Origin of the sequence: Hyphomonas sp. (assembly GCF_017792385.1) — a bacterium.
In the GTDB taxonomy this organism is placed as follows: Bacteria; Pseudomonadota; Alphaproteobacteria; order Caulobacterales; family Hyphomonadaceae; genus Hyphomonas.
On record NZ_CP051230.1, the window covers coordinates 2,778,544 to 2,801,659 of the forward strand.

The window sequence follows — 23,116 nt, forward strand, 5'->3', positions numbered from 1 at the left end:
CAGCGCTAGCGCGTATCGAACTTGTCGGTCTTGCGATCTCCCAGCAGCATTCGCTGTTCCAGTCGCCGGCGAAGGGCGGCGTAATAGGCTTCGAGAAAGGCCGTGTCCGTTTCTCCGGGGTCTGGCTGCCAGCCGATCTTGTGACGGATTCGCAGGGCCACCTGCGCCTTCACATCCTGTGTCGACTGGCGCAGTACGTCCTCAAGCACGTGGAGTTCGTGGATGCCGTAGGCATCGGCTTGCGCTGGCGTAAAGGTGAAACGTTCATGAGCGGCGGTCTTGGTCGAGGAGGAAATGTCTCCCATCAGCTTGGTCTTTGGATTGCGGATCACCCATGTGCCGGCAATCAGATCCCCCACGCGCATCTTGTCCCGGTTGAAGATCGGGAACAGAAGGAAGATGCCGGACCAGATCAATCCCAGCAAGGCCACCCAGCCCTGAACGCGGTCACCGCCCATCAACAGAAACTGTATCGGCAGGCCGACCTCGATTTCCCGGATGAAGTTTCGGGCGAGCACGGAATTGGCTGTCAGTCGCCCGCCATCCCGCGAGGCGACCCGGATGCCGAGGGCCCGCTTGCCAGGCGTCGCGGCCTTCGTGCCGAGTTCGAAGAGGATGTAGTAGAAATTGCGGACGAAAAAGTAGAAGACCAGCCACATGGCCCAGGCCATGTTGCGGCTGCCCGGATCCATCGCGCGCATGGCGAACAGCAATCCCAGCGCCGTAGCAACCACGATGGCCCACTGGATCGCAACATCAATCAGGAAGGCGCCTGCGCGCTCGGTTGCGGTTGCCAGCTTCAAGCGGATGGCCGCGCCTTCCGGCGTGACCAATCGACGGACGAGTTTCGACCGGCGCTCTTCCTCCTGCATCCGGGCGCGCCGCCGACGCGCCGCCTCGACATTGGCCGGATCCACACGGCCCGGGGCGGATGGGACAGTCTGGTTCATAGCGGGTCTGCTTTTCGGGGCAGGTAGAAATAGGCAAACCAGAGCCCAAGTATGCTGAAGGCCACTCCGTATCGGATGACATCGCTGTTGATCAGCTGGCGTCCGAAGCCTTCCAGCAAGGCTGCGATGATCAGCATGATCACGCAGCCCATGGCGATGCTCGCCGCTGTCTGCCCAGCCTTGCGAGCGGAGTTGAGACGCGTCATCTGGCCGGGAAAGGCGACCGCGCCGCCAATAACGAAGCCGGCAGCGCCCGCCAGCACGATGGCAAACAATTCGGTTGTCCCGTGAATGAGCAGCCAGCCGGTGAACTCATAGCCCAGTCCCTTGCTCCAGAACACAGCATGGAGCGACCCCATCATGACGCCATCATAGACAAGCAGCCAGGCGGTCGGGATGCCAAAGGCGAAGCCTAGCGCAAAGGCGAACAGTGCGATCTGCGCGTTGTTGTTGAAAAGGTAACTGGCGAATGAGGTCAGCTGTCCGTCGCTCAATTCACCTTCTTCCGTGTAGATCGTTGACCGCAGATAGTCGACCGTGGCGTCCGGATTGCGGCCATCCCAGAAATTCTGGCCATGAAAGGTCCAGAACCATTCCATGTCCTGCATGCACAGGAAGAATGCCAGCGCCCATCCGCCGAACAGGAACAGGGCCGCCAGGATCGTCGGGCCGAGCGCAGAGGACACGCAGGCCGGCCAGTCCCGACGGAGGAAGTCCATCATCCGCTCACCGAGGGACGTGCGCGCGCCATAGACAAAGAAATAGGCGCGGGTGCAAAGGCTTTCGAGATAGGCAATGACGTTCTGGTCAAGGGAAATCGCCCGCGCGACCGAAAGGGAAGAAACGGCCTGCCGGTAGAGGTGGGGCAAGGCGGTCATCTGTTCATCGCTCAAAGCCTTCACGCCGGAATTCTCCGCGCGAGTCAGGATCAGGTCCAGTTTGCGCCAGTCGCTCTCGCGTTCCTCCCGGAACCGGTATGATTTCAAGAGGTCACTCACAGCATGTTCCTCTGCTTGATCTGGAGATACCGGGAAATCAGCTCCGGTCCGAATGCTTCGGGTCGGGTTTCCAGCACCTGCACACCCATGCGCTGGAGCCGCAACAACACGGTATCGCGTTCGGCGAGCAAGGTGTCGGCGATCACGGCGCGGGTCACGTCTTCCGTCGTATTGGGCGGGGCATCCACGATACTGGACAGGGTTTCATCCTCGAACGTGGCGAACAGGACGAGATGGCGATCCGTGAGCCGTTTCACATTCTCAAGCATCAACTCGGCGGAGATCGTGTCGACAAAGTCGGAGAAGATGATGATCAGGCTGCGCCGCTCCAGCCGGCTGGCGAGCGAGGACAAGGCCAGTGTGAAGTTTGATTCCTCACTCGAATAATCGAGTTTGGCCGCGAAATCCTGGGCCTTGGTGAAGCTGCGCTGGCCAGACAGGAAGCCACTGACCAGTCCGGGGCGGGCATCAAATCCATAAATCATGGTGCGATCGCCGCTGCGCAGGGACACAAAGGAGAGCAGCAAGCCGGCATTGATGGCCCGGTCGATCTTGGGGACTCCGCCTAACGGCTCGCTCATCAGCCGGCCGGTATCGAAAGCAAAGACGATATTGTGATTGCGTTCCGTCCGGAATTCCTTTGCCAGGAGGTTGCGATGGCGAGCGGAGTGTTTCCAGTCAATGGCACGCCGGTCCATGCCGGTGGTGAATTCGCGCAGCGCGTCGAATTCGCTGCCATCGCCGCGATCTATCTGGACCTTCACCCCGAAATCGGCATCGCGGGAGTAGATTCGGATGGCTTCGTCCTTGACCCATCGGATATTGGGCGTGATGGGAATGTCGATATCCAGCGGCTGGATATGGCGTTTCTGGATCAAGCCGAGGGGGCCTTTCCAGCGCGTCCATATCCTGACGAGCCGTGCGAGGCCGCGCCGTGTGGGAGAAACCGGGAATGCGTAGGGGTGGGTTCGGTCAGACCATCCACGCAGGCCAGCCTGAGGGACCGGCTCCAGAAAGTCGTTCACTTCAAGCAGTGTTTCGACACGGTGCGGCAGCGGACCCTCCTTGAACCGGAAGACGGCGTCCACCGGATCCGATCCGCCGACATAGAGAATTGAGGGCGCCTCCACGTCGATTTCGAATGCGCGAAGCCGCGCCCCGATCATCGCGTCCATCAGCACCAGCCCCGCGACGCCGCCGATCCAGCCCGCCGACACGACCCACAAATCCGGGCGCAGCAAGGCAATGGCGATCATCACCGGCACGCCGAGCAGCATCAGGAAGATGGCGCGAGAGGTTGGAAAAATCACCGCGGCGCTGCCGTCTGCTCGATGATGGCGGCCAGGGTTTCGTCCGTGGTTTTTCCTTCGATCTCGGCGGCCGGGGAGAGAAGGACACGGTGCCGCAAGGCGGGCAGGGCGAGCAATTTCACATCGTCCGGAATGACGAAATCCCGACCATCCAGCGCTGCGCGCGCGCGCGAGGCAGTGGCCAGCGCTGCCGCAGCACGGGGAGATGCACCGGTTTCAAGTGCCGGAGACATGCGCGTCGCGCGGACAATATCGACAATGTAGGAGATGATGTCGTCCTGCAGACGCGCCCCCGATACCGACATCACGGCGTCACCGAGTTCCTCGACTGACACGACGGCTTCGATTCCGAACCCTTCTGCCGTCTTCATGCCGGTCCGTGTGCCGTGCCGGGCTACGATGGCAAGTTCTTCCTCGCGGCTCGGATAATCCAGCGTATGCTTGAAGAGAAAACGGTCTAGCTGGGCCTCCGGCAAGGGATAAGTGCCCTGTTGTTCGATAGGGTTTTGCGTCGCGATCACGGTGAAACGGTCATTGAGGGCATAGGTATCGCCATCAATGGTCACCTTGCGTTCCTGCATCGCTTCCAGCAGGGCGGCCTGGGTCTTTGGTGGCGTGCGGTTGATCTCGTCTGCCAGCAGCAGATCGGTGAAGATTGGCCCCTTGGTCAGCGCAAACTGGTTTGTCTGGAAATTGAACAGATTCGTACCCAGTACGTCGCCGGGCATCAGGTCAGGCGTAAACTGGATGCGCCCGAATTCGAGGGAGATGGAACGCGCAAAGCATTGGGCCAGCAAGGTCTTGGCCGTACCGGGCGGGCCTTCCAGCAGGACGTGACCTGAGGAGAACAGGGCTGTCAGCAGGATGTCCACCGTCGTGTCCTGACCGACCACGGCCTTGCGAACCTCATTGCGGATCCGGTCCGCCAGTGCCTTGATGTCATTCACGTTCATTCATGGATCTCCCGATAATTCCCTTGCGCCAGCGGAAAAGCTCGCGTGCCTTGTTCATGAGGTCGTCCCGGTTTGCTGCAGGTTCCTGCAGCCCGGACGCCATGTCGGTAAACCGCTTGCCGGACCCTTCTTCCGGACCAAGACGATCCAGAAGCGCCGTAAGCTGGGTTTCAGTCATCGTGCGGGGCGCGCCAATATCGCGGGCCACCCGTCGCCGGATCAGGTGCAGGTATCCCGGCGCCATGCGCGTTTCCCGTCGCGCCATGGTAACCAGGCCCGCCGAATTGTCTGTCAGTGCCTGTTTGCCGAAGGCGATCACGCGGTGTTCGCGGGCCGGCGGTCCGAACCGCATGAGCGCGGCCCAGCCCAGCAGAAGGGCTGCAGCGAGGGCTGTGAGGGTTGCGCCGATGAACGGGATGTCGAACACCATCTGCAGCAGGTTTTCAGAGCGAATGAAGCCGTGAAGCGTTGCGTCGAAGATTATGGGTTGGTCGCGATCGAATCGGATCAGGTCAATCATTTGCATCGCGAAACGCGCATTTTCGATACGCGAGAGGCCGAACGTGTTGATCATGTCCGGGTCGGCCAGGATGAACATGCCGGTGGCAGGGTCCCGCGCCAGCAGGATGCCGTCCGGTGTTTCGACAATGGCTTCCAGATTGTTGCCCCGGATCACCTGCATCTTGACGTCAGGGCGCAAGGCAAGGCGGGCGGCCCCGGTCCGTATGGTGTCGGGAATGTCGATCCGGCCGATCTCCGCTTCCAGGCCGAGCGTGTCCAGCACATCATTGACCGAGCTGGCGTCAATGAACCGGGTGTCGCGCTGCCGCGCGCGGTTGGTCGGGTCCGTCATGCCAACCCATTTGGGCAGGACAAGCAGCGTGGTGCGGTTGGTGTCCAGGTCTTCGACGGCCCGGCTGGCGCCCCAGCCGGGCAGAGTCACGACGAGCAGGCCCCAATCGTCTTCTGTCAGTGTGCGTTCAAGGCGAGATATGCTGACGGGATAGTCCTGCGCCTCGAGCAATTGGACAAAACCGTTATAGCCGAGTGCAGAGGTGGAGAAGGGGTGGGATCCGGCGACATTGCGGTCCCGCAATTCCGGGGCCCAGCCCGCAAGAACCATGATCGCACCGAAGGAGAACAGGGCAATGGTGATCAGGATGGCTACCATCCTGCCGCTGAACGGGGATGAGGCGGTTGGATCGGTCATGTCCATCCCTCCCCGAAGGCAAAGTCCTCATAGGAGGCGCGCGCTGTCTGCCAGCCGGATTCATCGACATCCCGGCCACCGAAGAAGCTGCGTTCAACAATGGCGATGATGGGGCCGAGCGCCGAGCGGGCGCGTCCCGGCAGGTAACCGAGGCTGCCAATCTCCCGCGCGGTCAGGGAGCGGGGCACGCCGGTTTCGACCCGGGTCTGGATGTCCTCGATCGAGCGGAACAGGAGCAGGTGCACCGCTTCGGCGAACTTGCCGGCCCGGGCCAGGGCGTCTGCTTCCTCGAGCAGGGACCGGGCGACTGCGGCTTCCGGGCGGAAGTCGGTCAGGACATCGTCCTCGGGAGTGTCCTTCTTTCCCTTGTCGCGGCTGAACCGGATCCGGGCTGCCTCTCCGAACAGGAAATAGAGGACGCCAAGGCTCACGAGCACGATCACGCCATAGAACAGGAGGGTGAAGAGGGGACGCAGAAGGGACAGGAAATCCCAGATCGCCCGCAACCAGTTCGGCGGCGAGGAGACAGAGGGGGGAGGCAGTTCGAGCGGGTCGGCTTCAGGGCGTTCCAATTGGAGGGTCGAGTTGCGCAGATAGGCCGCATGCGCGGCTTCGAATGTATCCTCATTGTACTCCGGAATGGCCGTATCGTAGGGCGTGTCAGCCTCTTCGAACTCCACCGGAGGATCGATCCGGAGGCTGTCCTGCGCCACAACGGGCGCAGCCAGACTGGCGGCGATCAATGCGGCGGCGCACAAGCGGACCGTCAGGCTCAATGAGCGTCTCCCTCTAGGCTGCGGAACGGACTACCGCCTTGACTCGACCGACTATTTCAGAGGTTGCGTGCCGCTTCAACGGCCTATTGCCTATTGCCTCCATTATCCCGATATAGCGGCCATCAGGCATAGATGAGGCAGAACATGGACAAGGCAGCGCGTTACCGGGAGCTGAAGACGGAAATCGACAGCGTGGTTGCGGGCGAGACGTCCGTGACGGCGCGCTATGCGACGGCGTCCTGCATTCTGGCCCAGGCTTTCAAGCCCCGATTCTTCTGGACGGGCTTCTATGTCGTGGATCCGCTGAAGACGCAGGAATTGGTCGTTGGGCCCTACCAGGGCACGCTGGGCTGCCTGCGAATTCCGTTCGGCAAGGGCGTGTGTGGCCATGTAGCGGCGACAGGCGAGCCGATCATCGTGCCGGACGTGCACGCGTTTCCGGGCCATATTGCTTGTGACTCCGCCAGCAATTCCGAGATCGTTGTGCCGGTTCTCGACGGACAGGGAAACCTCGCGGCCGTGCTGGATGTCGATTCCACGGAACTCGACGCGTTCGATGAAGTGGACCGCGAAGGCCTAGTTGCTATCTGCGAGACGCTCCTCACCGCCTAGGCCCGCCGCCGTCGACAGCAGGGCTGTGTTCTCTATCAGCTCCAGCGGCGTTCTGGATTGCCGAATGGCATCGATCCGCAGGTTCAGATGGTCTTCAAGAATGTCCAGCTTGCGCGCGCGCAGGCTGCTGATGCGCTTGATCTCGCGGCCGAGTTCCAGCCACAGATCGCTGTCGGGCTCATAGGCCGGCCAGTCCGGCAGGCCAGGTCCGTTCGGATTGCCGGTGCGGGCGAAATTCGTCCAGTAGGCCATCATGGCGTCGGTCAGGTCGCGGTCGTCCGCATTGGTCGGCAGCAGGCTGATATGGCTGTCAAAGACGAAGGGAATCTCCGCCGCATGGTGCGCGCCCAGGGTCTGGGAATTGCCGATGGGGGTCCGCGTGAAATGATACAGCCAGGTTGGCTGGCCGGCCTCGACATTGGCACGGGCGAGAAAGCGTGTGTGTACCCCGAACCAGTCATCGCCGAGCATTTTCCGGGCGCCCCGATCCCAGCTCTCCAGCGAGGTCATGCCATAGAGCGCCTGCAGCGCCTTGGCGGAATTCACGCCGAAGACGCCCTCGAGCATTGCTTCGCGTTGTTCAAGCGAGCCGGATATGTTTGGCAGCAATAGGGTCGGCGACCTGGTTTCATCGTAGAACAGCGTGCCTTCATCGGCATTGTAGCCGGCCAGGATCGGCACGCGGTTGGCGCCACCATCACGAATGGCCTCGCCGATCGGCAAAGGCAGCACGCGGCCATCGACGGTGGGCAGGAAGTATTTCACCAGATCCTGCCGCACCTGAACGCGATCGATGATGGCTCCGGAGGGGATCGCGCGCAGGCGATCGGCCGTTGCGGTGGAGTCTACAAGCGTCGACAGGAATTCCTCGCCGACATCTTCCGAGCTGCGCACATTGGGCAGGGCAGACCGGGAAAGATGGAGTGCATTGTAGCTGCTGACGCCACTCTGCAGGATGGCTTTTTCATACAGGCCGTCCGCAAGAGGCGTTGCCATCAGTTCACTGACGGATTGTGCGCCGGCGCTTTCACCGAAAATGGTCACATTGTTCGGGTCGCCGCCAAAGCGGGCGATGTTCTGCTTCACCCAGCGCAGGGCGGCCACCTGGTCCAGAAGGCCATAATTGCCGGAGGTTCCGGATTCCTCGGTCAGGGCAGGGTGGGCCAGATAGCCGAATGGTCCGAGGCGGTAATTGATCGTGACCAGCACCACGCCGTTCTCGACCAGCCCGTTGGCCTGATAATAGGCGGACGAGCCCGCGCCGGCCTGATGGGACCCGCCATGGATCCAGACCATCACGGGCTGAAGGCGCGCCTTGCCGCGATTGGCTGTCCGCACATTCAGGAAGAGGCAGTCTTCAGCTTCCGGCGGGGCTGGCTGGGATGAGATGTATTGTTTGGCGACCAGCCGTTTCCACCAGGGCAGTCCGTTGCCGTCGATGATGCGCTCAACGACATGGTTCATATGGCCGCGCGGCTGCAGGCATTCAGGGCCGAACGCGCGCGCGTCACGCGTGATTGCGCCCCATTGGGGTGGGGATGTGGGCGCCGACCAGCGTCGGGCCGTGGCATAGGGGATGCCGTTGAACACCTGGATTTCCGGATTGTCGAGGTCCACGCCGCCCTGGATTTCACCCTGGTCGATACGAAGCGGCTCTGTCAGCGCCATGGGTGGTTCGGGCTGGTTCATGCGGAACCAGACCCACGCGCTGAACCCAAGCAGCGCAAAAAAGAAAACTATACTCAGACGCTTCATGAAACGAGACCCCTGCCCGTCAAGGCAAACGCTATACCACTTGCCCGGTAAAGTCACTCACGCGGAGGTCAAACGGGACGCAAATCTCGTAGTGCATTTTCCACTGAAATTACAAGGTCTTCGGTGGGCTCAATTCCACACGCCAATCGCACGAATCCGTCGGCTACCTGATCGCCCCATCGGATTCTGCACTCCGCCGAGGTGTGCACGCCCCCGAAACTGGTCGCTGGAACGATCAGTTCATTGTTACTTATGAAGTTTTCCGCTGCTTCGCGGTCTTTCAGGGTAAAACTGACAATGGGCCCAAAGCCGCGCATCTGGCGAAGTGCGATGTCATGGCTCGCGTCCTGCGGGAGGCCTGGGTATCGGACCGCGGAAACGGCGGGGTGCCCGGAAAGACATTTTGCGACCTGCAATGCGCTCTGATTTGCCCGGGAAACGCGCAGTTCGAGCGTCTCCAGCCCTCTATGCAGCAGATATGCATCGAATGGACTGACAATCGCACCACCGAGCCGGCGATAGGTGCGCACCTGGTTGATCAAGGCAGTGTGCCGACTTGAGACATGTCCGCACAGCACATCCGAATGGCCTGCCATGGCTTTTGTGTCGGACATGACCACCATGTCCGCGCCGAAATCCAATGGCTGCTGGCATAGTGGTGTTGCGGTCGTGTTGTCGGCGACGAGGAACGCCCCCGCAGACTTTGCCCGGTCCGCAACCGCTGCGATGTCGCAAACGTCGAGGCCGGGATTTGACGGGGTCTCAATCATGACCAGCCGGCAGCCAGACATGTCCGCTTGGTCCATTCCGGCGGTCGGGCAGGTTTCGACTTCGATCCCGCGCGGGACGAAGTGCTCCTCCAGCAGGCTTCGCACATTGTAATAGCCGTCCGCATGGACCAGCACCTTGTCGCCCGGGCGCAGGAGCGTGTGGAAGACAGCTGCAATTGCGGCCATGCCAGAGGGAAAGAGCACCGTTTCTGCCGCCTCCAGCAGACCGATTTCCGCTTCCACGCATTCGACCGTCGGGTTGCCGTTCCGACCATAGAAATGACTGCCGTCCGGATCACCGGGCAGGTGGAAGGTCGTGCTGGCCATGATGGGCAGCGAAACGGGTTGGCCCTTCGACAAACTGCGCCCGCGATGGTGCAGAAGGTCAGACATGGGAGACGGTTTGCGTGTCACGAACGGTAAGTCCTTGAATGGGATTCGTGGGGAGTCTGCGCTGGTGACAGACATTTGGAAACTATCAAAACAATGAAACCGGTCAGATTTTCGCAGACAGGAGCGACGCATTCGGCCCGATCCAGGTCGCCAGGCGATCCCGTTCAGGAGCCGACAATGCACTCCATTCCGACCGCAACGCGGCGAGGCATTTCAGCTGGTACTTGAACACGCCCTGAGCGTAGCGGCCGTTTTCGATTTCCAGCGAGAAGGTCTCCTCACCACTGCCGATAGCGTGTTCATTGGCCCCCAGGAAGGGCAGGTAGGTGTCTCCGGCCAGACCGAGCAGCGCCTGAACCGGGGCGCTCAGCGCGTCCAACCATTCCCCCTCGATGCCGCTGGCATCGTCCGCATGGTCCAACCATCGATAAAGATAGGGCGTATCCTGTCTCAGCCAGGCCATGGGTGTGGGGTCGACACTCATCACCTTGAGCTGGCCATAAAAGCCGAGGTCTGCAAGTGAAATGCGGTCCCCAAACAGAAAGCGGGTCTTTCCGGTCGCCATGGCTTCCAGCAGACGACAGGCCCTTTTCCAGCTGGCCTCGATCAAGGGGGCGGTCTCCGGTGTGCACCCTACCAGAGCCATTCTGCCAGTCTGCCGCTCACGGATGGTGGCCGCAGCATCTTCGACGCCGGTTCGGCCGGTATTGGGCAGCGTGTCGAACATCAGCCAGTTTGCACACCATTCGGCGTCCGCCGCATAGGCCCAGCGATAGTGAAACATGGCTTTCATGAACCATTCGTCTGCCATGTCCTCCAGCAGAAGACAGGCGAACCTCGCGACCGGATCGGTCGGCAAGAGCGATACTCCCTCATCCTCAATCGACAGCAGGAAGGGCGTGGAATCATTTGTCCAGCTGCCGTCAGGGCGGCGGATAACGGGGATAACCGGCGCGCGGACATTCGGCAGGATGGCCAGCCGATCTTCGGCGGTCATGCCCGTCCATGTGTGAACCAGGCGTTTCGCCCTCATCGCGGCCCGCACCTTCATGGAATAAGGTGACCCGAGCGCTCCGTATACCTCATAGGGGCTCATGTCTTTTCTCCGCAGAGCCAGATTGGACGGGTCACGATCAACTCCTGACAGAGCAGGCCGGCATCACGATGACGGGACATGGCCTTGTAGTCGGGGTGGTTGAGCGTGGCGATGAAGGCCTTGCGATCCGGAAAGTGATTGACCAGCACTCCATCCCAATCTCCCTGACCAATGAAATAGCGTTCGGTCGTGGCGAGAAGCGTTGTGGAGCCTCCAACTTCTGCAGCCGCGGCGGTGAAAGCCTCGGAATACCGGATATAGGCCTCCCGTCCGCTGATATCCTCTCCATGCTCTGGATCGTCAGGGCGGTATTCTGCCTTGATCCGGAATTTCAGAAGATTGACTTGGGCTACCGGGCCGTCATGCGGGTCATCGCGAAAGGCACGGAACTGGTCTGCATTTGGCTGGAAAGCTGGCATTGTGCGTCTCCTCAGGGGCGTTTTTCCGGATGCTTGCCGAAATAGCGTTCGGTGTAAAACAATGCCGCCGCGTGAAGCGCGTGCTGGGTATCCAGCGTGTCATAGGCGAGGAAGTCCTTATAGGGCATTTCGACGACTTCGATTTCCTCGTTCGGGTCCAGTGCCTGGACATCTGTCTTTCGGCATCCCGTGGCGAGGAAATAGTGCAGATGATTGTTCTGGATCGCAGGGTTCGGAAAACACGACCCGACTGGGATCATTTCACGTGCCGTGTATCCGGTTTCTTCCCGCAATTCGCGCCGGGCCGCAGTTTCCGGGTCCGTTTCGCCGGGATCAAGCACGCCGCCCGGGACACCCAGAAGCACGACTTGCCCGGCATGACGGTACTCGCGAATGAGAACAATATTGCCCTCATCGGTCACTGGAACGATCGTAGCCCAGTCGGTGAACTCCAGGACATGATAATTCGGCACGATGTGTCCGTCTTCACGCTGGCATCTGTCGGTTCGGACAGACAGGAACGGGTCCTTGAACGTTTTTCGGCTGCTCAGGATTTTCCAGGGTTTGATCATGCTGCGTCTCGAATTCGGGTGGCGAGAAAGCCCTCCACATGCCGTCAGGCGGCCGGATTGGCCATAGCAAAGCCGAGGCGCAACGCGGTTTCGGGTGGAAAACATGTGGTGCTGACAGGGTGGATCCGGTGGTAACGCTCGCACCGGGGCGAGCGCGCGCGTCCACAGGTCATCTTCAAGGAAAGTAAACGGGCGTTTCAACTTTTATGGGGGCCAAGCTGACAAAATACGCTAGGCAGACGGCCGTTTTTGCATATCGTACCGAGCATGGCGGAAGGGGACGTTCTGTTCGAACAAGCGGTCGCTTTGCTATTTGAGGGTGAAGGCGGAGAGAGCTTGATCAAATCTGCGGCGCTGATGAGACGTGCCGCAGACCTCGGCCATTCGGGTGCAGCCAACAATTTCGGTGCCATGCTGCATCATGGACGCGGCGTCCATCAGGATTTCGCAGCCGCGCGGGCCTATTACGCGCAGGCGGCCGATGCCGGTCTTCCCCAGGCCATGTTCAATCTCGGTTTCATGAAGCTGCGCGGACTTGGCGGCCAGACAGACGAGGAACAGGCCCGTCGCCTGTTCGAGCAGGCGGCCAATCTTGGCGACGTCAATGCCATGACCTTTCTCGGCGTCATGATGATGACAGGCGCCGGCGGGCCAAAGGAATTCAAGACGGCGCAATCCTGGTGGGACAAGGGCGCCGAACTCGGCGACAATCGCTGCGCCTTCAATCTCGGGATTGCCCATGCCGGCGGTCACGGCCGGGAACAGCCTGATTTTGTCGAAGCGTGGCGCTGGTTCAGCCGGGCGCAGGATATGGGAAACAGCAATGCAGGGTCTGAGCTTGAACGGCTTGCCAGCGTGCTGACCGAAGACGAACGCCGTCAAATCGAGAGCTAGGACCTGCCATTATTCAAAGCGTGGTTGGCGGGTTGCCAGACAGTCGATTGGCTGCCCATTGCGCTTCCCGCTTGATTTTCGCCTGTTCCCGCGTAACTGAGGCGACGTATTTTCCCCATTTTTCAGGAGACGCTGTTCATGGCCGGTCCCCAATACGTTTACCACATGCAAGGTCTGTCAAAGACCTATCCCGGCGGCAAGAAGGTGTTCGAGAACATCCATCTGAGCTTTCTGCCGGATGCCAAGATCGGTGTGGTCGGCGTCAATGGTGCCGGTAAATCCACCCTGTTGCGGATCATGGCCGGGCAGGACAAGGACTTCAATGGCGAAGCCTGGGCGGCAGATGGCGTGAAGGTCGGCTACCTGCCGCAGGAGCCGAAACTCGACGAGTCGCTCACAGTCTTCGAGAACGTCGCTGCGGCCTGTCCCGAGAAGCAGATGCTGGACAAGTTCAACGAAATCTCCGGCAAGCTCGGCGAGGACTATTCCGACGAGCTGATGGAAGAGATGACCGCGCTGCAGGAGAAGATCGATGCGGCGGACGCGTGGGACATTGATTCCAAGATTCAGATGGCGATGGAGGCCCTGCGCTGTCCGCCGGACGATGCTGACGTGTCGAAACTGTCAGGGGGGGAAATCCGCCGCGTCGCCATTTGTGCGCTGCTCTTGTCCAAGCCCGACATGATCCTGATGGACGAACCGACCAACCATCTGGATGCCGAAACCGTGGCCTGGCTCCAGAATTATTTGATCAATTTCAAGGGCTGCGTCATTCTCGTGACGCATGATCGCTACTTCCTGGACGACATCACAACCTGGATTCTCGAGCTCGACCGCGGCCGGGGCATTCCCTATCAGGGCAATTACTCCGACTGGCTGGAACAGAAGGCCAAGCGTATGGAGCAGGAAGCTCGTGAAGAGCGCGGCAAGCAGCGCGCGCTGGCCAAGGAACTCGAATGGGTCCGGTCCAGCCCCAAGGCGCGGCAGGCCAAGTCGAAGGCACGTATCCAGTCCTACGAACAGAAGGCTGCAGAGGCCGAGAAGGAGAAGGTCTCGACCGCGCAGATCCGCATTCCCCCGGGGCCGCGTCTCGGCAATGTCGTGCTGGAAGCGGAAAATCTTCGCAAGGGCTTTGGCAACAATCTGCTCATTGAGGATCTTGATTTCAAACTGCCGCCCGGCGGCATTGTCGGCGTGATTGGCCCGAACGGCGCCGGTAAATCCACGCTGTTCAAGATGATCCTCGGCCAGGAAGAGCCGGATGCCGGCACGCTCCGCGTCGGTGATACGGTCAAGTTTGGCTATGTCGACCAGAGCCGCAACAAGCTGGATGACAACAAGAATGTCTGGGAAGAGATTTCCGGCGGCACAGACGTGATTGATCTGGGTGGCGTGGAAGTGAATTCCCGGGCCTATGTCGGCGCCTTCAATTTCAAGGGGTCTGACCAGCAGAAGAAAGTCGGCCTTCTGTCCGGCGGTGAGCGCAACCGCGTCCACCTGGCAAAGATGCTGAAGGAGAGTTCCAACGTCCTGCTGCTGGACGAACCGACGAATGATCTGGACGTGGAAACGCTGCAGGCGCTGGAAGAGGGGCTCGACGCCTTTCCGGGCTGCGCCGTGATCATCAGCCACGACCGCTGGTTCCTGGACCGTATGGCTACGCACATTCTGGCGTTTGAGGGCGATTCGCATGTCGAATGGTTCGAGGGCGATTTCTCGTCTTATCTCGAAGACAAGAAGCGCCGTCTCGGCGAGGATGCGGTGAATCCCAAGCGCTTGAAATTCAAGAAGTTCGCACGCTGACGCGCAAGTGTTCAGACAGAATCGAAAAGCCCCCGACCGGATGACCGGCCGGGGGCTTTCCATATCCGGATCGCGTCCGGATCAGGAGCGCTTTTCCGATTCCAGATTGCGTTTCATGCTTTCGATTTTCTCGATCAGCGCTTCGGCCGAGCCGTTCGACCGGTCCAGAAGGGCCAGGAATTGTGCGCGCTGTTCGATGGCCAGCCAGATCAGGTTGCCATCAAGGTTCAGAGCCACGTCCACGACCTGGTACTCTCCGTCTCGTGTCAGGACCCGCCAGCGGACATCCATATCCTTGCCGTCCTGACGCTTGATAACCGTGTTGACGATGGAATCGGTCGGTGACCGGTCCACCGAGTCCTTCACGACCACGGATTCGCCGCGATAGGCGTCCAGTTCGTTCTCGTAAACGGCCAGGGCGTATTCGCGGAACACTTTGCGGTAGCGCGCCAGTTCGTCTTCCGAAAAACGGCGGGCATATTTGCCAATGGCGAAGTTCGAGACGGCAGTCATGTCCGTGAACTCGTCCATATAGGTGTTGAACTTTTCTGTCCGCTCATCCGCGTCGAGGGTCGGATCGTTCAGCGAGGCCAGCACTTCGCTGGCATTCTCCTGAACATAGGCTTCGGTCTTCGCGTCGGCGTGGGCGCTGGTCACTGTCATCAGCATCGCGGCCCCGGCGAAGGCAAGGAATCGATGTCGGCGTTTCACTTCATTGCTCCTGTGGATGGTCTCGCCCCCGGACCTATTCTTCAAATTCGTCAAAATCAGGGAGATCGTCGTACGCCTCCGCCTCATTGATACGTCCATTACGAATCTCAGCCTGACGCTGGGATGAATAAATACGGCGCAGCGCGATATAAGGTTCCGGCTGCGCGTTCAACTGGTCGATCTGCTCATCCAGCGCGACGCGGGCATTCAGGCCGCCAAGGACGCTGCGACCAATGGCGATATGGTCATCCAGATCCGGATTGTTGGCAAACTCGGTCCAGGTCAGCGGATCCATGGCGCGATCAATGCCGCCGCCAAACAGGTCTCGCGGCGTGGTGGGTCCCATCAGGGGCAGAACGAGATAGGGGCCGCTGTCGACACCCCAGACGGCCAGGGTCTGGCCGAAATCCTCGCTGTGTCGCTCGATACCATTATATCCCGCTACATCCCACAAGCCGGCGACGCCAATTGTGGAATTGACCAGGAATCGCGCGAACGTGTCTCCAGCCCGGTCGCCTTCGCCCTGCAGGACGTCATTGATGAAAATGACCGGTGATTTCAGATTGTGAAGGAAATCGCCCACCCGGTCCCGGGCGAATTCCGGGGTCACGGTTTCATAGACGTCCGCGGCCGGACCGAGCGCATATTTGTCGACCTCATTGTTGAAGGCGAACATCTGGCGATTGAACCCTTCATAGGGGTCGTGCACCATGCCGGTTTCCGTGGTCTGCGTGGACGCACAGGCGCCCAGTCCCATGGCAAGCGCCGCAGCAACAAATCGCTGTGTCATATCTGGATAACCCCGTTTTGGACTTCGCTAGATGGTGGTTAAGGCGGTGCGCTTCAACTCTTAAACATACTTCATCACGCATAGGTGAAATTACGGCTAAAGCATGTTGCAAAAACATATAAATCAATGTTTATGTGATTAAATGAAGATGCAGACTGCTTCCATGATCGACTGCCTGCGCGCCGCCGGAGAGCCGACCCGCCTGCGGGTGCTGGCCCTGTTGCGCCAGCGCGATCTGTCGGTCGGCGAACTTGTCCAGGTGCTTGAACAGTCGCAGCCGCGCCTGTCGCATCATTTGAAGGCGCTGACTTCCGCCGGTCTTGTGGAACGCCTGCCGGAAGGGTCGTTCGTGTTTTACCGGGCAGCTACGGGAGAGCCGGGACGCAGTTTGCTGGAATCCCTGTTTGCCCTGCTCGATATGGACGAAGCAGATTTTGCGCGTGATCGCCAGCGGCTCGAGGAAGTGAGTGCCGCTCGTGCCGAGTCGGCCGAAGCCTTCTTTTCCAGCATTGCGGAAAACTGGGACAGGCTGCGGTCCCTGCATTACCCCAATGACCTTATCGAGTCTGCCTTGCTGGACCTGTCCGGACCGGGCCCGTTCGGGCGTGTGCTGGATTTCGGAACCGGCACCGGGCGCATGCTCAGCCTGTTCGCCCCGCTGGCCGAAGAGGCCGAGGGAATAGATCTTAGCCACAACATGCTGACGATTGCCCGCGCGAATCTGGAGCGACAGGGCGTTGAGCGCGCGCGGGTTCGGCAGGGGAATGTCACGGCGGTGCCGTTTGACTCCGCCTGTGCAGATGTCGTGATCATCCATCAGGTCCTGCACTATATGGACACGCCCAACCGGGCAATTTCCGAAGCAGCGCGCGTTCTGAAACCCGGCGGACAATTGCTGATCGTCGATTTCGCGCCGCATGACCTCGAATTCCTGCGTACCGAGTACGGACATCATCGTCTCGGCATGTCGCATGACGCCATGGCAGCCTGGGCCCAGGACGCCGGGCTCAACCTCAAGGCACCACGTTCCTTTGCGCCGCCGGAAGGCGCCCAGGAAGGCCTGACCGTAAACATCTGGAAGGCCGTGAAGCCGGAAACATCCCTGGAGAATGTCGCATGAGCCCGCTTTCAACCTCGCGTCCGGGCGCCCAGCCGTCTGTCTCGTTCGAATTCTTTCCGCCCAAGAGCGAAGCCATGGCCACCCGGTTGTGGGACACGGTCGAGCGGCTGCAGCCCATGGCGCCGGATTTCGTGTCCGTCACCTATGGCGCTGGTGGTTCAACCCGCGAGCGGACGCATGACACGGTGCGCCGGATTGCGCAGGAAACGCATCTGCGCCCGGCTGGACACCTTACCTGTGTCGGCGCAACGAAGGAGCAGGTTCTCTCCGTTGCCGAGGACTACTGGGAAGCGGGCGTGAAGCATATTGTTGCCCTGCGCGGGGACCCGCCTGCCGGCATGGGCGAGACGTTTGAACAGTTTCCGGGCGGGTTCGAGGATTCGATCGATCTGATCCGGGGCATTCGTGAACATCGTCCGGAGCTTGGCCGCTGTTTCGAGATTTCGGTATCATGCTATCCGGAACTCCACCCCGAAAACCGGGGGTGGGATGCCGAGATTGCGTTCCTGAAAGCCAAGCAGGATGCGGGGGCCGACCGGGCGATCACGCAATTCTTCTTCGAGCCGCAAATCTATCTGAACTTCCTCGAAAAGGCGCGGGCAGGCGGTGTCACCATGCCCATCGTGCCCGGCATCATGCTGCAGCCCAACTTCAAGGGGCTGAAACGGATATCCGGTCTGTGCGGCGCATCGCTGCCGGACTGGCTGCATGAGCTTTATGACGGGCTGGATGAGGATGAGGAGACGAGGGAACTCGTCACCGCCAATGTCGCCGCGGACCTCTGCCGCCAATTGTCCGACGAAGGTGTGAACAGTTTCCATTTCTACACGCTCAACCGTGCCGGCCTCGCCTTGTCGACCTGTCGACTGTTGGGCCTGAAACCGAATACCAGCGAGGCTGCCTGATCCATGACACGACAAGATCGCATCAAGGCCCTGAAAGCGGCCGCAAGAGAACGGATCCTCATTCTGGACGGATCATGGGGGGTCATGATCCAGCGGCGCGGTCTCGACGAGGCCGACTATCGTGCGGACCGGTTCAGCGAGGCCGACTATCCGGGACAGATGAAAGGCAACAACGATATTCTCTGCCTGACCCGGCCGGATATCGTGACCGATCTGCACAATGCCTATTATGAGGCGGGGGCAGACATCTCGGAAACCAACACATTCAGCGCAACCGTGATCGCCCAGGATGACTACAAGCTCGATCCGCAGTCGGTGCGGGACATCAATCTGGAAGGCGCACGGCTGGGCCGCGCCGCCGCAGATGAATGGACGGCGAAGACTCCGGACAAACCCCGCTTCCTTGCAGGATCGATCGGCCCGCTCAACAAGATGCTGTCCATGTCATCGGATGTGAACGATCCGGGGGCACGGTCGGTGACCTTCGATGAGGTCTACGAGGCCTATCGAGAGCAGATCCGGGCCTTGAATGAGGGCGGTGTGGATCTCTACCTGATCGAAACCATAACCGATACGCTGAATTGCAAGGCCGCCATCAAGGCGATCATGGACCTTGAAGCGGAAGGAATGGAAGCGCTGCCGATCTGGATATCCGGCACGATCACCGACCGGTCCGGCCGCACTCTGTCCGGCCAGACGGTTGAAGCCTTCTGGAATTCGGTCCGCCATGCCAAGCCCTTTGCCATCGGATTCAATTGCGCGCTGGGGGCGGACCTGATGCGTCCGCACATAGCGGCGCTCTCCCGGGTGGCCGACACGCTGGTGGCGGCCTATCCGAATGCGGGCCTGCCCAACGAGATGGGTCAGTATGACGAAGAACCCGATGAAACCTCGGGCGCTGTAGGTGGCTGGGCAAAGGAAGGCTTGGTGAACATTCTCGGCGGCTGCTGCGGGACGACGCCGGAACATATCGCCGCCATTGCAAAGTCGGTGGAAGGGGTGAAACCGCGTGATCCAGCGCCGACAAAGCACACGATGCGCCTGGCGGGTCTCGAGCCCTTCGAGGTGGCCTCGTGACTCTTCGGAATGTGGAGGCCGGCGATCTGTTCGTCTTTTACGGCCTCTTGAAGCAGGGCGCCGCCGGGCAACCGGCCGATCTGCCTCTGGCGACAGCCGGGGCTTTCGGTCCGCCGTGTCGTTTCCGGGCACACATGGTCGATCTGGGAGGCTTTCCTGGGGTGGTGGATGGCGACACGTTGTGTCACGGCGTTCGGTGGGAAATCCGAGACGTCTCCATTCTGCCCGCCATGGACGCGTTCGAAGACATGACGGATGATCCCGCCACAAGCCTTTACCTCCGCAAGCGCATTCCCCTGTGTGACGCTGTAGGCAAAGAAACGGGCGAAACGGCCTGGATCTATTGGTACAACCGGCCGGTGGGCGGATTCCCGCCCGTGGCTGATGGCAACTGGCCCCTTGATGCGGGGAAATCGAGAAAATGACGACTTCAGCTTCCCAATCCTTTGTAAATGTCGGTGAGCGCACGAACGTCACCGGTTCCGCGCGATTCCGGAAAATGATTACGGAAGGCCGCTATGCCGACGCGGTCGAAGTGGCGCGCCAGCAGGTCGAAAACGGCGCGCAGGTGATCGACATCAATATGGATGAAGGCATGCTCGACGGTGCCGAGGCCATGCGGACTTTCCTGAACCTGATTGCGGCGGAACCGGATATCGCCCGCGTTCCCGTAATGATCGATTCTTCTAAATGGGAGGTCATCGAGGCGGGCCTGAAATGCGTTCAGGGCAAGGCGATCGTCAATTCGATCTCGATGAAAGAGGGCGAAGAAACGTTCCGCAGACAGGCGCGCGCGTGCCTGGCCTATGGCGCTGCGGTTGTCGTCATGGCGTTCGACGAAGTCGGGCAGGCGGATACAGAGGACCGCAAGGTCGAAATCTGCCAGCGGGCCTTCCGTATATTGACTGAAGAGGTTGGTTTCCCGGCCGAAGACATCATCTTCGATCCAAACGTGTTTGCGGTAGCGACAGGCATCGAAGAACACAACAATTACGCCGTGGACTTCATTGAGGCTGCGCGCGAAATCCGCGCGACCTGTCCGGGCTGCCACATTTCCGGCGGCCTCTCGAATGTGTCGTTCAGTTTCCGGGGCAATGAACCCGTGCGTCGGGCGATGCATTCGGTGTTCCTGTATCACGCCATTCCGGCAGGGATGGATATGGGCATCGTCAATGCGGGCCAACTCGACATCTATGACGATATCGAGCCGGAACTGCGTGAGCGCGTCGAGGATGTGATCCTGAACCGGCGCGAAGATGCGACTGAGCGCCTGATCGAGATCGCCGAAGGCTTCAAGGGCCAGAAAGGCAAGACCGCTGAAAAGGATTTGTCCTGGCGCGAGGCGCCGGTTGCAAAGCGGCTTGAGCACGCCCTTGTGCATGGCATAACAGAATATATCGATGCCGACACGGAAGAGGCCCGGCAAGCTGCGGAACGGCCGCTGCATGTCATCGAAGGGCCGCTGATGGACGGCATGAACGTGGTCGGCGACCTGTTCGGCTCCGGAAAGATGTTCCTGCCCCAAGTGGTCAAGTCGGCCCGGGTCATGAAACAGGCTGTCGCCTGGCTCGAACCTTACATGGAAGAGGAAAAGCAGCGGCTGGGCACTGTGGATACTTCCAATGGCAAGGTGCTGATGGCGACGGTGAAGGGGGATGTTCACGATATCGGCAAGAATATTGTCGGCGTGGTGCTGGCCTGCAATGGATACGACATCGTCGATCTCGGCGTCATGGTACCGGCAGAAACCATTCTGGACACGGCGGAGACGGAACAGGTCGATGTGATCGGCCTGTCCGGCCTGATCACGCCGAGCCTTGACGAGATGGTCTACGTCGCCGCCGAAATGGAGCGGCGCGGCATGAAACAGCCTCTCCTGATTGGCGGCGCAACGACGAGTCCGGCGCATACGGCTGTGAAGATCGACCCGGTCATCCGTAGCGCCCCGGTCGTACATGTCGCCGATGCCAGCCGTGCCGTCGGTGTTGTCAGTGCCCTGTTGAGCGAAGATGACAAACCGGGTTTCGTAACGCAGACCAAGGCGCGATATGAGCGGATGCGGGAAGCCCGTGCTGGCGGTGTGCCGAAACCGCGCCTGCCGATCGACCAGGCTCGCGCTGCCGGACTGAAGCTCGACTGGTCTTCCTACACGCCGCCACAACCGGAATTTGAGGGTGTGCGGACATTCGAGGATTTCGATCTCGCAACACTGGCGCGCTATATCGACTGGACGCCCTATTTTTCAGCCTGGGACCTGGCCGGACAGTATCCGCAAATCCTGAACGACAAGATCGTCGGTGAAGCGGCAACCAGCCTCTGGAACGACACCCAGGCCATGTTGCAGCAATTGGTCGGCGAAGCCTGGTTCTCCCCGAAAGCGGTGATCGGGTTCTGGAAAGCCAATTCAGACGGAGACGACATAAGGCTTCAGACCGGGGACGTGTTCCACACCTTGCGTCAGCAGATGGTCAAGGACAATTCTCGTCCGAACTTTGCCATGTCAGATTTCGTGGCGCCGGAAGGCGACGACTGGGTCGGCGGATTCTGCGTCACGGCGGGGCCGCAGGCAGAAACCATTGCGCAGGACTTCGCCGCGAAGGGCGATGATTATTCCTCGATCATGGTGAAGGCGCTGGCGGACCGCTTTGCCGAAGCGATGGCGGAGTACATGCATGAGCGGGTCCGCAAGGAATATTGGGGATACGCAGCGGATGAAGACCTCTCGAACACCGATCTCATCAAGGAGAAGTATCGAGGCATCCGGCCGGCACCGGGCTATCCGAGCCAGCCTGAGCATACGGAGAAGGAAACCCTTTTCCGCTTGCTGGAGGCCGATAGCCGCATTGGCGTATCGCTGACCTCAAGCTTTGCCATGACGCCGGCCGCCAGCGTATCCGGTCTCTATTTCGCACATCCTGACAGCGTGTATTTCGCAGTGGGGCGGATCGAGAAGGATCAGGTCGAGGATTACGCCCGGCGCAAGGGGTGGGATACCCGCAAGGCCGAGCGCTGGCTGGCGCCAATCCTCAATTACGATCCGTTCGCGGTGGATTAGTCCCTGAGATAGGAGACGGCTTCGACCAGTTCAAAACCGGGTGTTTCCTGTGCGAAGTGACGCAGCCAGTAACTGTGGCCGGATCCGTAGATGACGAGGATGCGGTCTCCCGGTTCGGCGAATTCGGCGATGTTCGAGAAAATTTCGGCATTGCGGGCATACCAGCCATAATTCAGCACGGCCCCCGCCGGATCTTCCATGTCCGCCATGTCGAGCAGGCCGTAATAGAAATCGGAATGCATGGTGCGGATAATGGCCGGGTCGTTCTGGCGGGCCAGCAATTCCGGAATCGGGGTTGTTGCCTGATCCTGCATCAAGCTTCCGGCCTGGGTCTTGATCGTGTCAATCAGACCCGCGATCTCGTCTTCGCGCGCCGTGCGGGCCGCGAAGGCCTCGACCCGGTCGAACGGGAAATAGGCAATTTCACCCTCTTGCGTATCGACTGCATAGACACGGTCGAGTCCCGCTTCATGTGCGACCCGGTAGCCAATCTGGACCCGCTCGTCGCGTTGGCGGCTCAGATCCTCTGGCACGAAGTCTGCGAAATTCGGGTCCAGCGCATCTTCGGTGCGCCGGATGCGTTCCACCGCGATGGCGGTGGGGCGAAACGCCATCAACCTTTCAGCCAGATCTTCCAGTTCGGCCTGACGGTGTGGCGCGAGCACGTCGTCTGAATCCGTGTTCACCAGGTCGAGTCCCGGATTTCCGAAATGATATGTGCCGAGCACCATGACCTGAATTGGCGCGACCGGCTCTTCGGTGGGCGGCGTTTCAGCCTGCGACAGGGGCATGGCACAGGCGGCCAGCAGAGACAGGGCCAAGAGGGCAGACTTCATGTTCAATTTCTCCTTTTGCATGGGAGGATGCGCCGACTCGGTTGAATGGATGCAGGCGTACCTGCTTTTTTGCGATCCCGTCCTGCCGACAAACTCTGGCTGGCCTCGCCG

22 protein-coding genes are annotated in these 23,116 nt (G+C 60.3%); 8 read left to right on the plus strand and 14 right to left on the minus strand.

The features are described from left to right. Nucleotides 1-5: 5 nt before the first annotated feature. The 6 genes from HF955_RS13505 to HF955_RS13530 are packed head-to-tail and all read right to left on the minus strand — an operon-like array spanning nucleotide 6 to nucleotide 6,197. Nucleotides 6-950 carry an RDD family protein gene (locus tag HF955_RS13505; RefSeq protein ID WP_291075736.1) on the minus strand — a complete coding sequence of 315 codons (945 nt, stop codon included), beginning with the start codon at nucleotides 948-950 and terminating at the stop codon, nucleotides 6-8. Beyond that, nucleotides 947-1,948, minus strand: a complete 1,002-nt coding sequence (locus HF955_RS13510) for a stage II sporulation protein M (protein WP_291075738.1) — start codon at nucleotides 1,946-1,948, stop codon at nucleotides 947-949. Before HF955_RS13510 ends, HF955_RS13505 begins: the two co-directional genes overlap by 4 nt. After that, nucleotides 1,945-3,258 carry a DUF58 domain-containing protein gene (locus tag HF955_RS13515; protein ID WP_291075740.1) on the minus strand — a complete coding sequence of 438 codons (1,314 nt, stop codon included), beginning with the start codon at nucleotides 3,256-3,258 and terminating at the stop codon, nucleotides 1,945-1,947. Before HF955_RS13515 ends, HF955_RS13510 begins: the two co-directional genes overlap by 4 nt. Next, on the minus strand, nucleotides 3,255-4,211 hold the full coding sequence (locus HF955_RS13520) for a MoxR family ATPase (protein WP_291075742.1): 957 nt from the start codon (nucleotides 4,209-4,211) through the stop codon (nucleotides 3,255-3,257). The genes HF955_RS13515 and HF955_RS13520 overlap by 4 nt, the downstream gene beginning before the upstream one ends. Then, entirely contained in the window at nucleotides 4,198-5,421 is a 1,224-nt protein-coding gene (locus HF955_RS13525; RefSeq protein ID WP_291075743.1) for a hypothetical protein, read from the minus strand. The genes HF955_RS13520 and HF955_RS13525 overlap by 14 nt, the downstream gene beginning before the upstream one ends. Beyond that, nucleotides 5,418-6,197, minus strand: a complete 780-nt coding sequence (locus tag HF955_RS13530; RefSeq protein ID WP_291075745.1) for a hypothetical protein — start codon at nucleotides 6,195-6,197, stop codon at nucleotides 5,418-5,420. The genes HF955_RS13525 and HF955_RS13530 overlap by 4 nt, the downstream gene beginning before the upstream one ends. Before the next feature lie 144 nt (nucleotides 6,198-6,341). Here HF955_RS13530 and HF955_RS13535 point away from each other — a divergent pair, with 144 nt between their 5' ends. After that, nucleotides 6,342-6,809, plus strand: coding sequence for a GAF domain-containing protein (locus HF955_RS13535; RefSeq protein WP_367279797.1), 468 nt, complete (start codon nucleotides 6,342-6,344; stop codon nucleotides 6,807-6,809). Here the strand turns inward: HF955_RS13535 and HF955_RS13540 are convergent. From HF955_RS13540 to HF955_RS13560, 5 genes are all read right to left on the minus strand, one after another. After that, nucleotides 6,774-8,564 (minus strand): carboxylesterase family protein, encoded by a 1,791-nt coding sequence (locus HF955_RS13540; protein WP_291075749.1) that lies wholly within the window; start codon nucleotides 8,562-8,564, stop codon nucleotides 6,774-6,776. The genes HF955_RS13535 and HF955_RS13540 overlap by 36 nt on opposite strands. Before the next feature lie 68 nt (nucleotides 8,565-8,632). Continuing rightward, nucleotides 8,633-9,727 (minus strand): cystathionine gamma-lyase, encoded by a 1,095-nt coding sequence (locus HF955_RS13545; protein ID WP_291075751.1) that lies wholly within the window; start codon nucleotides 9,725-9,727, stop codon nucleotides 8,633-8,635. 103 nt (nucleotides 9,728-9,830) lie between these two features. Next, a complete protein-coding gene (locus HF955_RS13550) occupies nucleotides 9,831-10,823 on the minus strand; it encodes a glutathione S-transferase family protein (RefSeq protein WP_291075752.1) in 993 nt (330 codons plus the stop codon). Further along, entirely contained in the window at nucleotides 10,820-11,242 is a 423-nt protein-coding gene (locus HF955_RS13555; protein ID WP_291075754.1) for a DUF1330 domain-containing protein, read from the minus strand. The genes HF955_RS13550 and HF955_RS13555 overlap by 4 nt, the downstream gene beginning before the upstream one ends. Nucleotides 11,243-11,253: 11 nt before the next feature. Continuing rightward, nucleotides 11,254-11,814: an NUDIX hydrolase gene (locus tag HF955_RS13560; RefSeq protein ID WP_291075756.1), complete on the minus strand. Its 561-nt coding sequence runs from the start codon at nucleotides 11,812-11,814 to the stop codon at nucleotides 11,254-11,256. Nucleotides 11,815-12,171: 357 nt separating this feature from the next. Between HF955_RS13560 and HF955_RS13565 the strand changes: the two genes are divergently transcribed. Both HF955_RS13565 and ettA read left to right on the plus strand, forming a co-directional pair. Next, nucleotides 12,172-12,708 carry a tetratricopeptide repeat protein gene (locus HF955_RS13565; protein ID WP_291075757.1) on the plus strand — a complete coding sequence of 179 codons (537 nt, stop codon included), beginning with the start codon at nucleotides 12,172-12,174 and terminating at the stop codon, nucleotides 12,706-12,708. Between the two features lie 138 nt (nucleotides 12,709-12,846). Next, nucleotides 12,847-14,511: an energy-dependent translational throttle protein EttA gene (gene ettA, locus HF955_RS13570; protein ID WP_291075758.1), complete on the plus strand. Its 1,665-nt coding sequence runs from the start codon at nucleotides 12,847-12,849 to the stop codon at nucleotides 14,509-14,511. 81 nt (nucleotides 14,512-14,592) lie between these two features. Here the strand turns inward: ettA and HF955_RS13575 are convergent, their stop codons facing one another. Then, entirely contained in the window at nucleotides 14,593-15,222 is a 630-nt protein-coding gene (locus HF955_RS13575) for a phospholipid-binding protein MlaC (protein ID WP_291075759.1), read from the minus strand. A gap of 34 nt (nucleotides 15,223-15,256) precedes the next feature. Continuing rightward, nucleotides 15,257-16,012, minus strand: coding sequence for a VacJ family lipoprotein (locus HF955_RS13580; RefSeq protein WP_291075761.1), 756 nt, complete (start codon nucleotides 16,010-16,012; stop codon nucleotides 15,257-15,259). A 163-nt stretch (nucleotides 16,013-16,175) separates the two neighbouring features. Here HF955_RS13580 and HF955_RS13585 point away from each other — a divergent pair, with 163 nt between their 5' ends. From HF955_RS13585 to metH, 5 genes are read left to right on the plus strand one after another with little or no spacing between them, the layout of a single operon-like run. Next, nucleotides 16,176-17,132 (plus strand): metalloregulator ArsR/SmtB family transcription factor, encoded by a 957-nt coding sequence (locus HF955_RS13585; RefSeq protein WP_291075763.1) that lies wholly within the window; start codon nucleotides 16,176-16,178, stop codon nucleotides 17,130-17,132. Next, a complete protein-coding gene (metF, locus tag HF955_RS13590; RefSeq protein ID WP_027838612.1) occupies nucleotides 17,129-18,037 on the plus strand; it encodes a methylenetetrahydrofolate reductase [NAD(P)H] in 909 nt (302 codons plus the stop codon). Before HF955_RS13585 ends, metF begins: the two co-directional genes overlap by 4 nt. Before the next feature lie 3 nt (nucleotides 18,038-18,040). Then, a complete protein-coding gene (locus tag HF955_RS13595; RefSeq protein WP_291075766.1) occupies nucleotides 18,041-19,114 on the plus strand; it encodes a homocysteine S-methyltransferase family protein in 1,074 nt (357 codons plus the stop codon). After that, nucleotides 19,111-19,539 (plus strand): gamma-glutamylcyclotransferase, encoded by a 429-nt coding sequence (locus HF955_RS13600; protein ID WP_291075768.1) that lies wholly within the window; start codon nucleotides 19,111-19,113, stop codon nucleotides 19,537-19,539. The genes HF955_RS13595 and HF955_RS13600 overlap by 4 nt, the downstream gene beginning before the upstream one ends. Beyond that, nucleotides 19,536-22,169, plus strand: coding sequence for a methionine synthase (gene metH, locus HF955_RS13605; protein WP_291075770.1), 2,634 nt, complete (start codon nucleotides 19,536-19,538; stop codon nucleotides 22,167-22,169). Before HF955_RS13600 ends, metH begins: the two co-directional genes overlap by 4 nt. Here the strand turns inward: metH and HF955_RS13610 are convergent. Next, complete coding sequence (locus HF955_RS13610; RefSeq protein ID WP_291075771.1) at nucleotides 22,166-23,005, minus strand: DUF5694 domain-containing protein; 840 nt, start codon at nucleotides 23,003-23,005, stop codon at nucleotides 22,166-22,168. The two genes, metH and HF955_RS13610, sit on opposite strands and share 4 nt — an antisense overlap. Nucleotides 23,006-23,116 lie beyond the last annotated feature (111 nt).

Coding starts and splice junctions, on each gene's coding strand:
- HF955_RS13520 (WP_291075742.1), bottom strand. CDS start 4,211: ATGAACGTGAATGACATCAAGGCACTGGCGGACCGGATCCGCAATGAG.
- HF955_RS13550 (WP_291075752.1), bottom strand. CDS start 10,823: ATGAGCCCCTATGAGGTATACGGAGCGCTCGGGTCACCTTATTCCATG.
- HF955_RS13585 (WP_291075763.1), top strand. CDS start 16,176: ATGATCGACTGCCTGCGCGCCGCCGGAGAGCCGACCCGCCTGCGGGTG.
- HF955_RS13555 (WP_291075754.1), bottom strand. CDS start 11,242: ATGCCAGCTTTCCAGCCAAATGCAGACCAGTTCCGTGCCTTTCGCGAT.
- metH (WP_291075770.1), top strand. CDS start 19,536: ATGACGACTTCAGCTTCCCAATCCTTTGTAAATGTCGGTGAGCGCACG.
- HF955_RS13525 (WP_291075743.1), bottom strand. CDS start 5,421: ATGACCGATCCAACCGCCTCATCCCCGTTCAGCGGCAGGATGGTAGCC.
- HF955_RS13535 (WP_367279797.1), top strand. CDS start 6,342: ATGGACAAGGCAGCGCGTTACCGGGAGCTGAAGACGGAAATCGACAGC.
- HF955_RS13505 (WP_291075736.1), bottom strand. CDS start 950: ATGAACCAGACTGTCCCATCCGCCCCGGGCCGTGTGGATCCGGCCAAT.
- HF955_RS13540 (WP_291075749.1), bottom strand. CDS start 8,564: ATGAAGCGTCTGAGTATAGTTTTCTTTTTTGCGCTGCTTGGGTTCAGC.
- HF955_RS13580 (WP_291075761.1), bottom strand. CDS start 16,012: ATGACACAGCGATTTGTTGCTGCGGCGCTTGCCATGGGACTGGGCGCC.
- HF955_RS13545 (WP_291075751.1), bottom strand. CDS start 9,727: ATGTCTGACCTTCTGCACCATCGCGGGCGCAGTTTGTCGAAGGGCCAA.
- HF955_RS13610 (WP_291075771.1), bottom strand. CDS start 23,005: ATGAAGTCTGCCCTCTTGGCCCTGTCTCTGCTGGCCGCCTGTGCCATG.
- metF (WP_027838612.1), top strand. CDS start 17,129: ATGAGCCCGCTTTCAACCTCGCGTCCGGGCGCCCAGCCGTCTGTCTCG.
- HF955_RS13565 (WP_291075757.1), top strand. CDS start 12,172: ATGAGACGTGCCGCAGACCTCGGCCATTCGGGTGCAGCCAACAATTTC.
- HF955_RS13560 (WP_291075756.1), bottom strand. CDS start 11,814: ATGATCAAACCCTGGAAAATCCTGAGCAGCCGAAAAACGTTCAAGGAC.
- ettA (WP_291075758.1), top strand. CDS start 12,847: ATGGCCGGTCCCCAATACGTTTACCACATGCAAGGTCTGTCAAAGACC.
- HF955_RS13595 (WP_291075766.1), top strand. CDS start 18,041: ATGACACGACAAGATCGCATCAAGGCCCTGAAAGCGGCCGCAAGAGAA.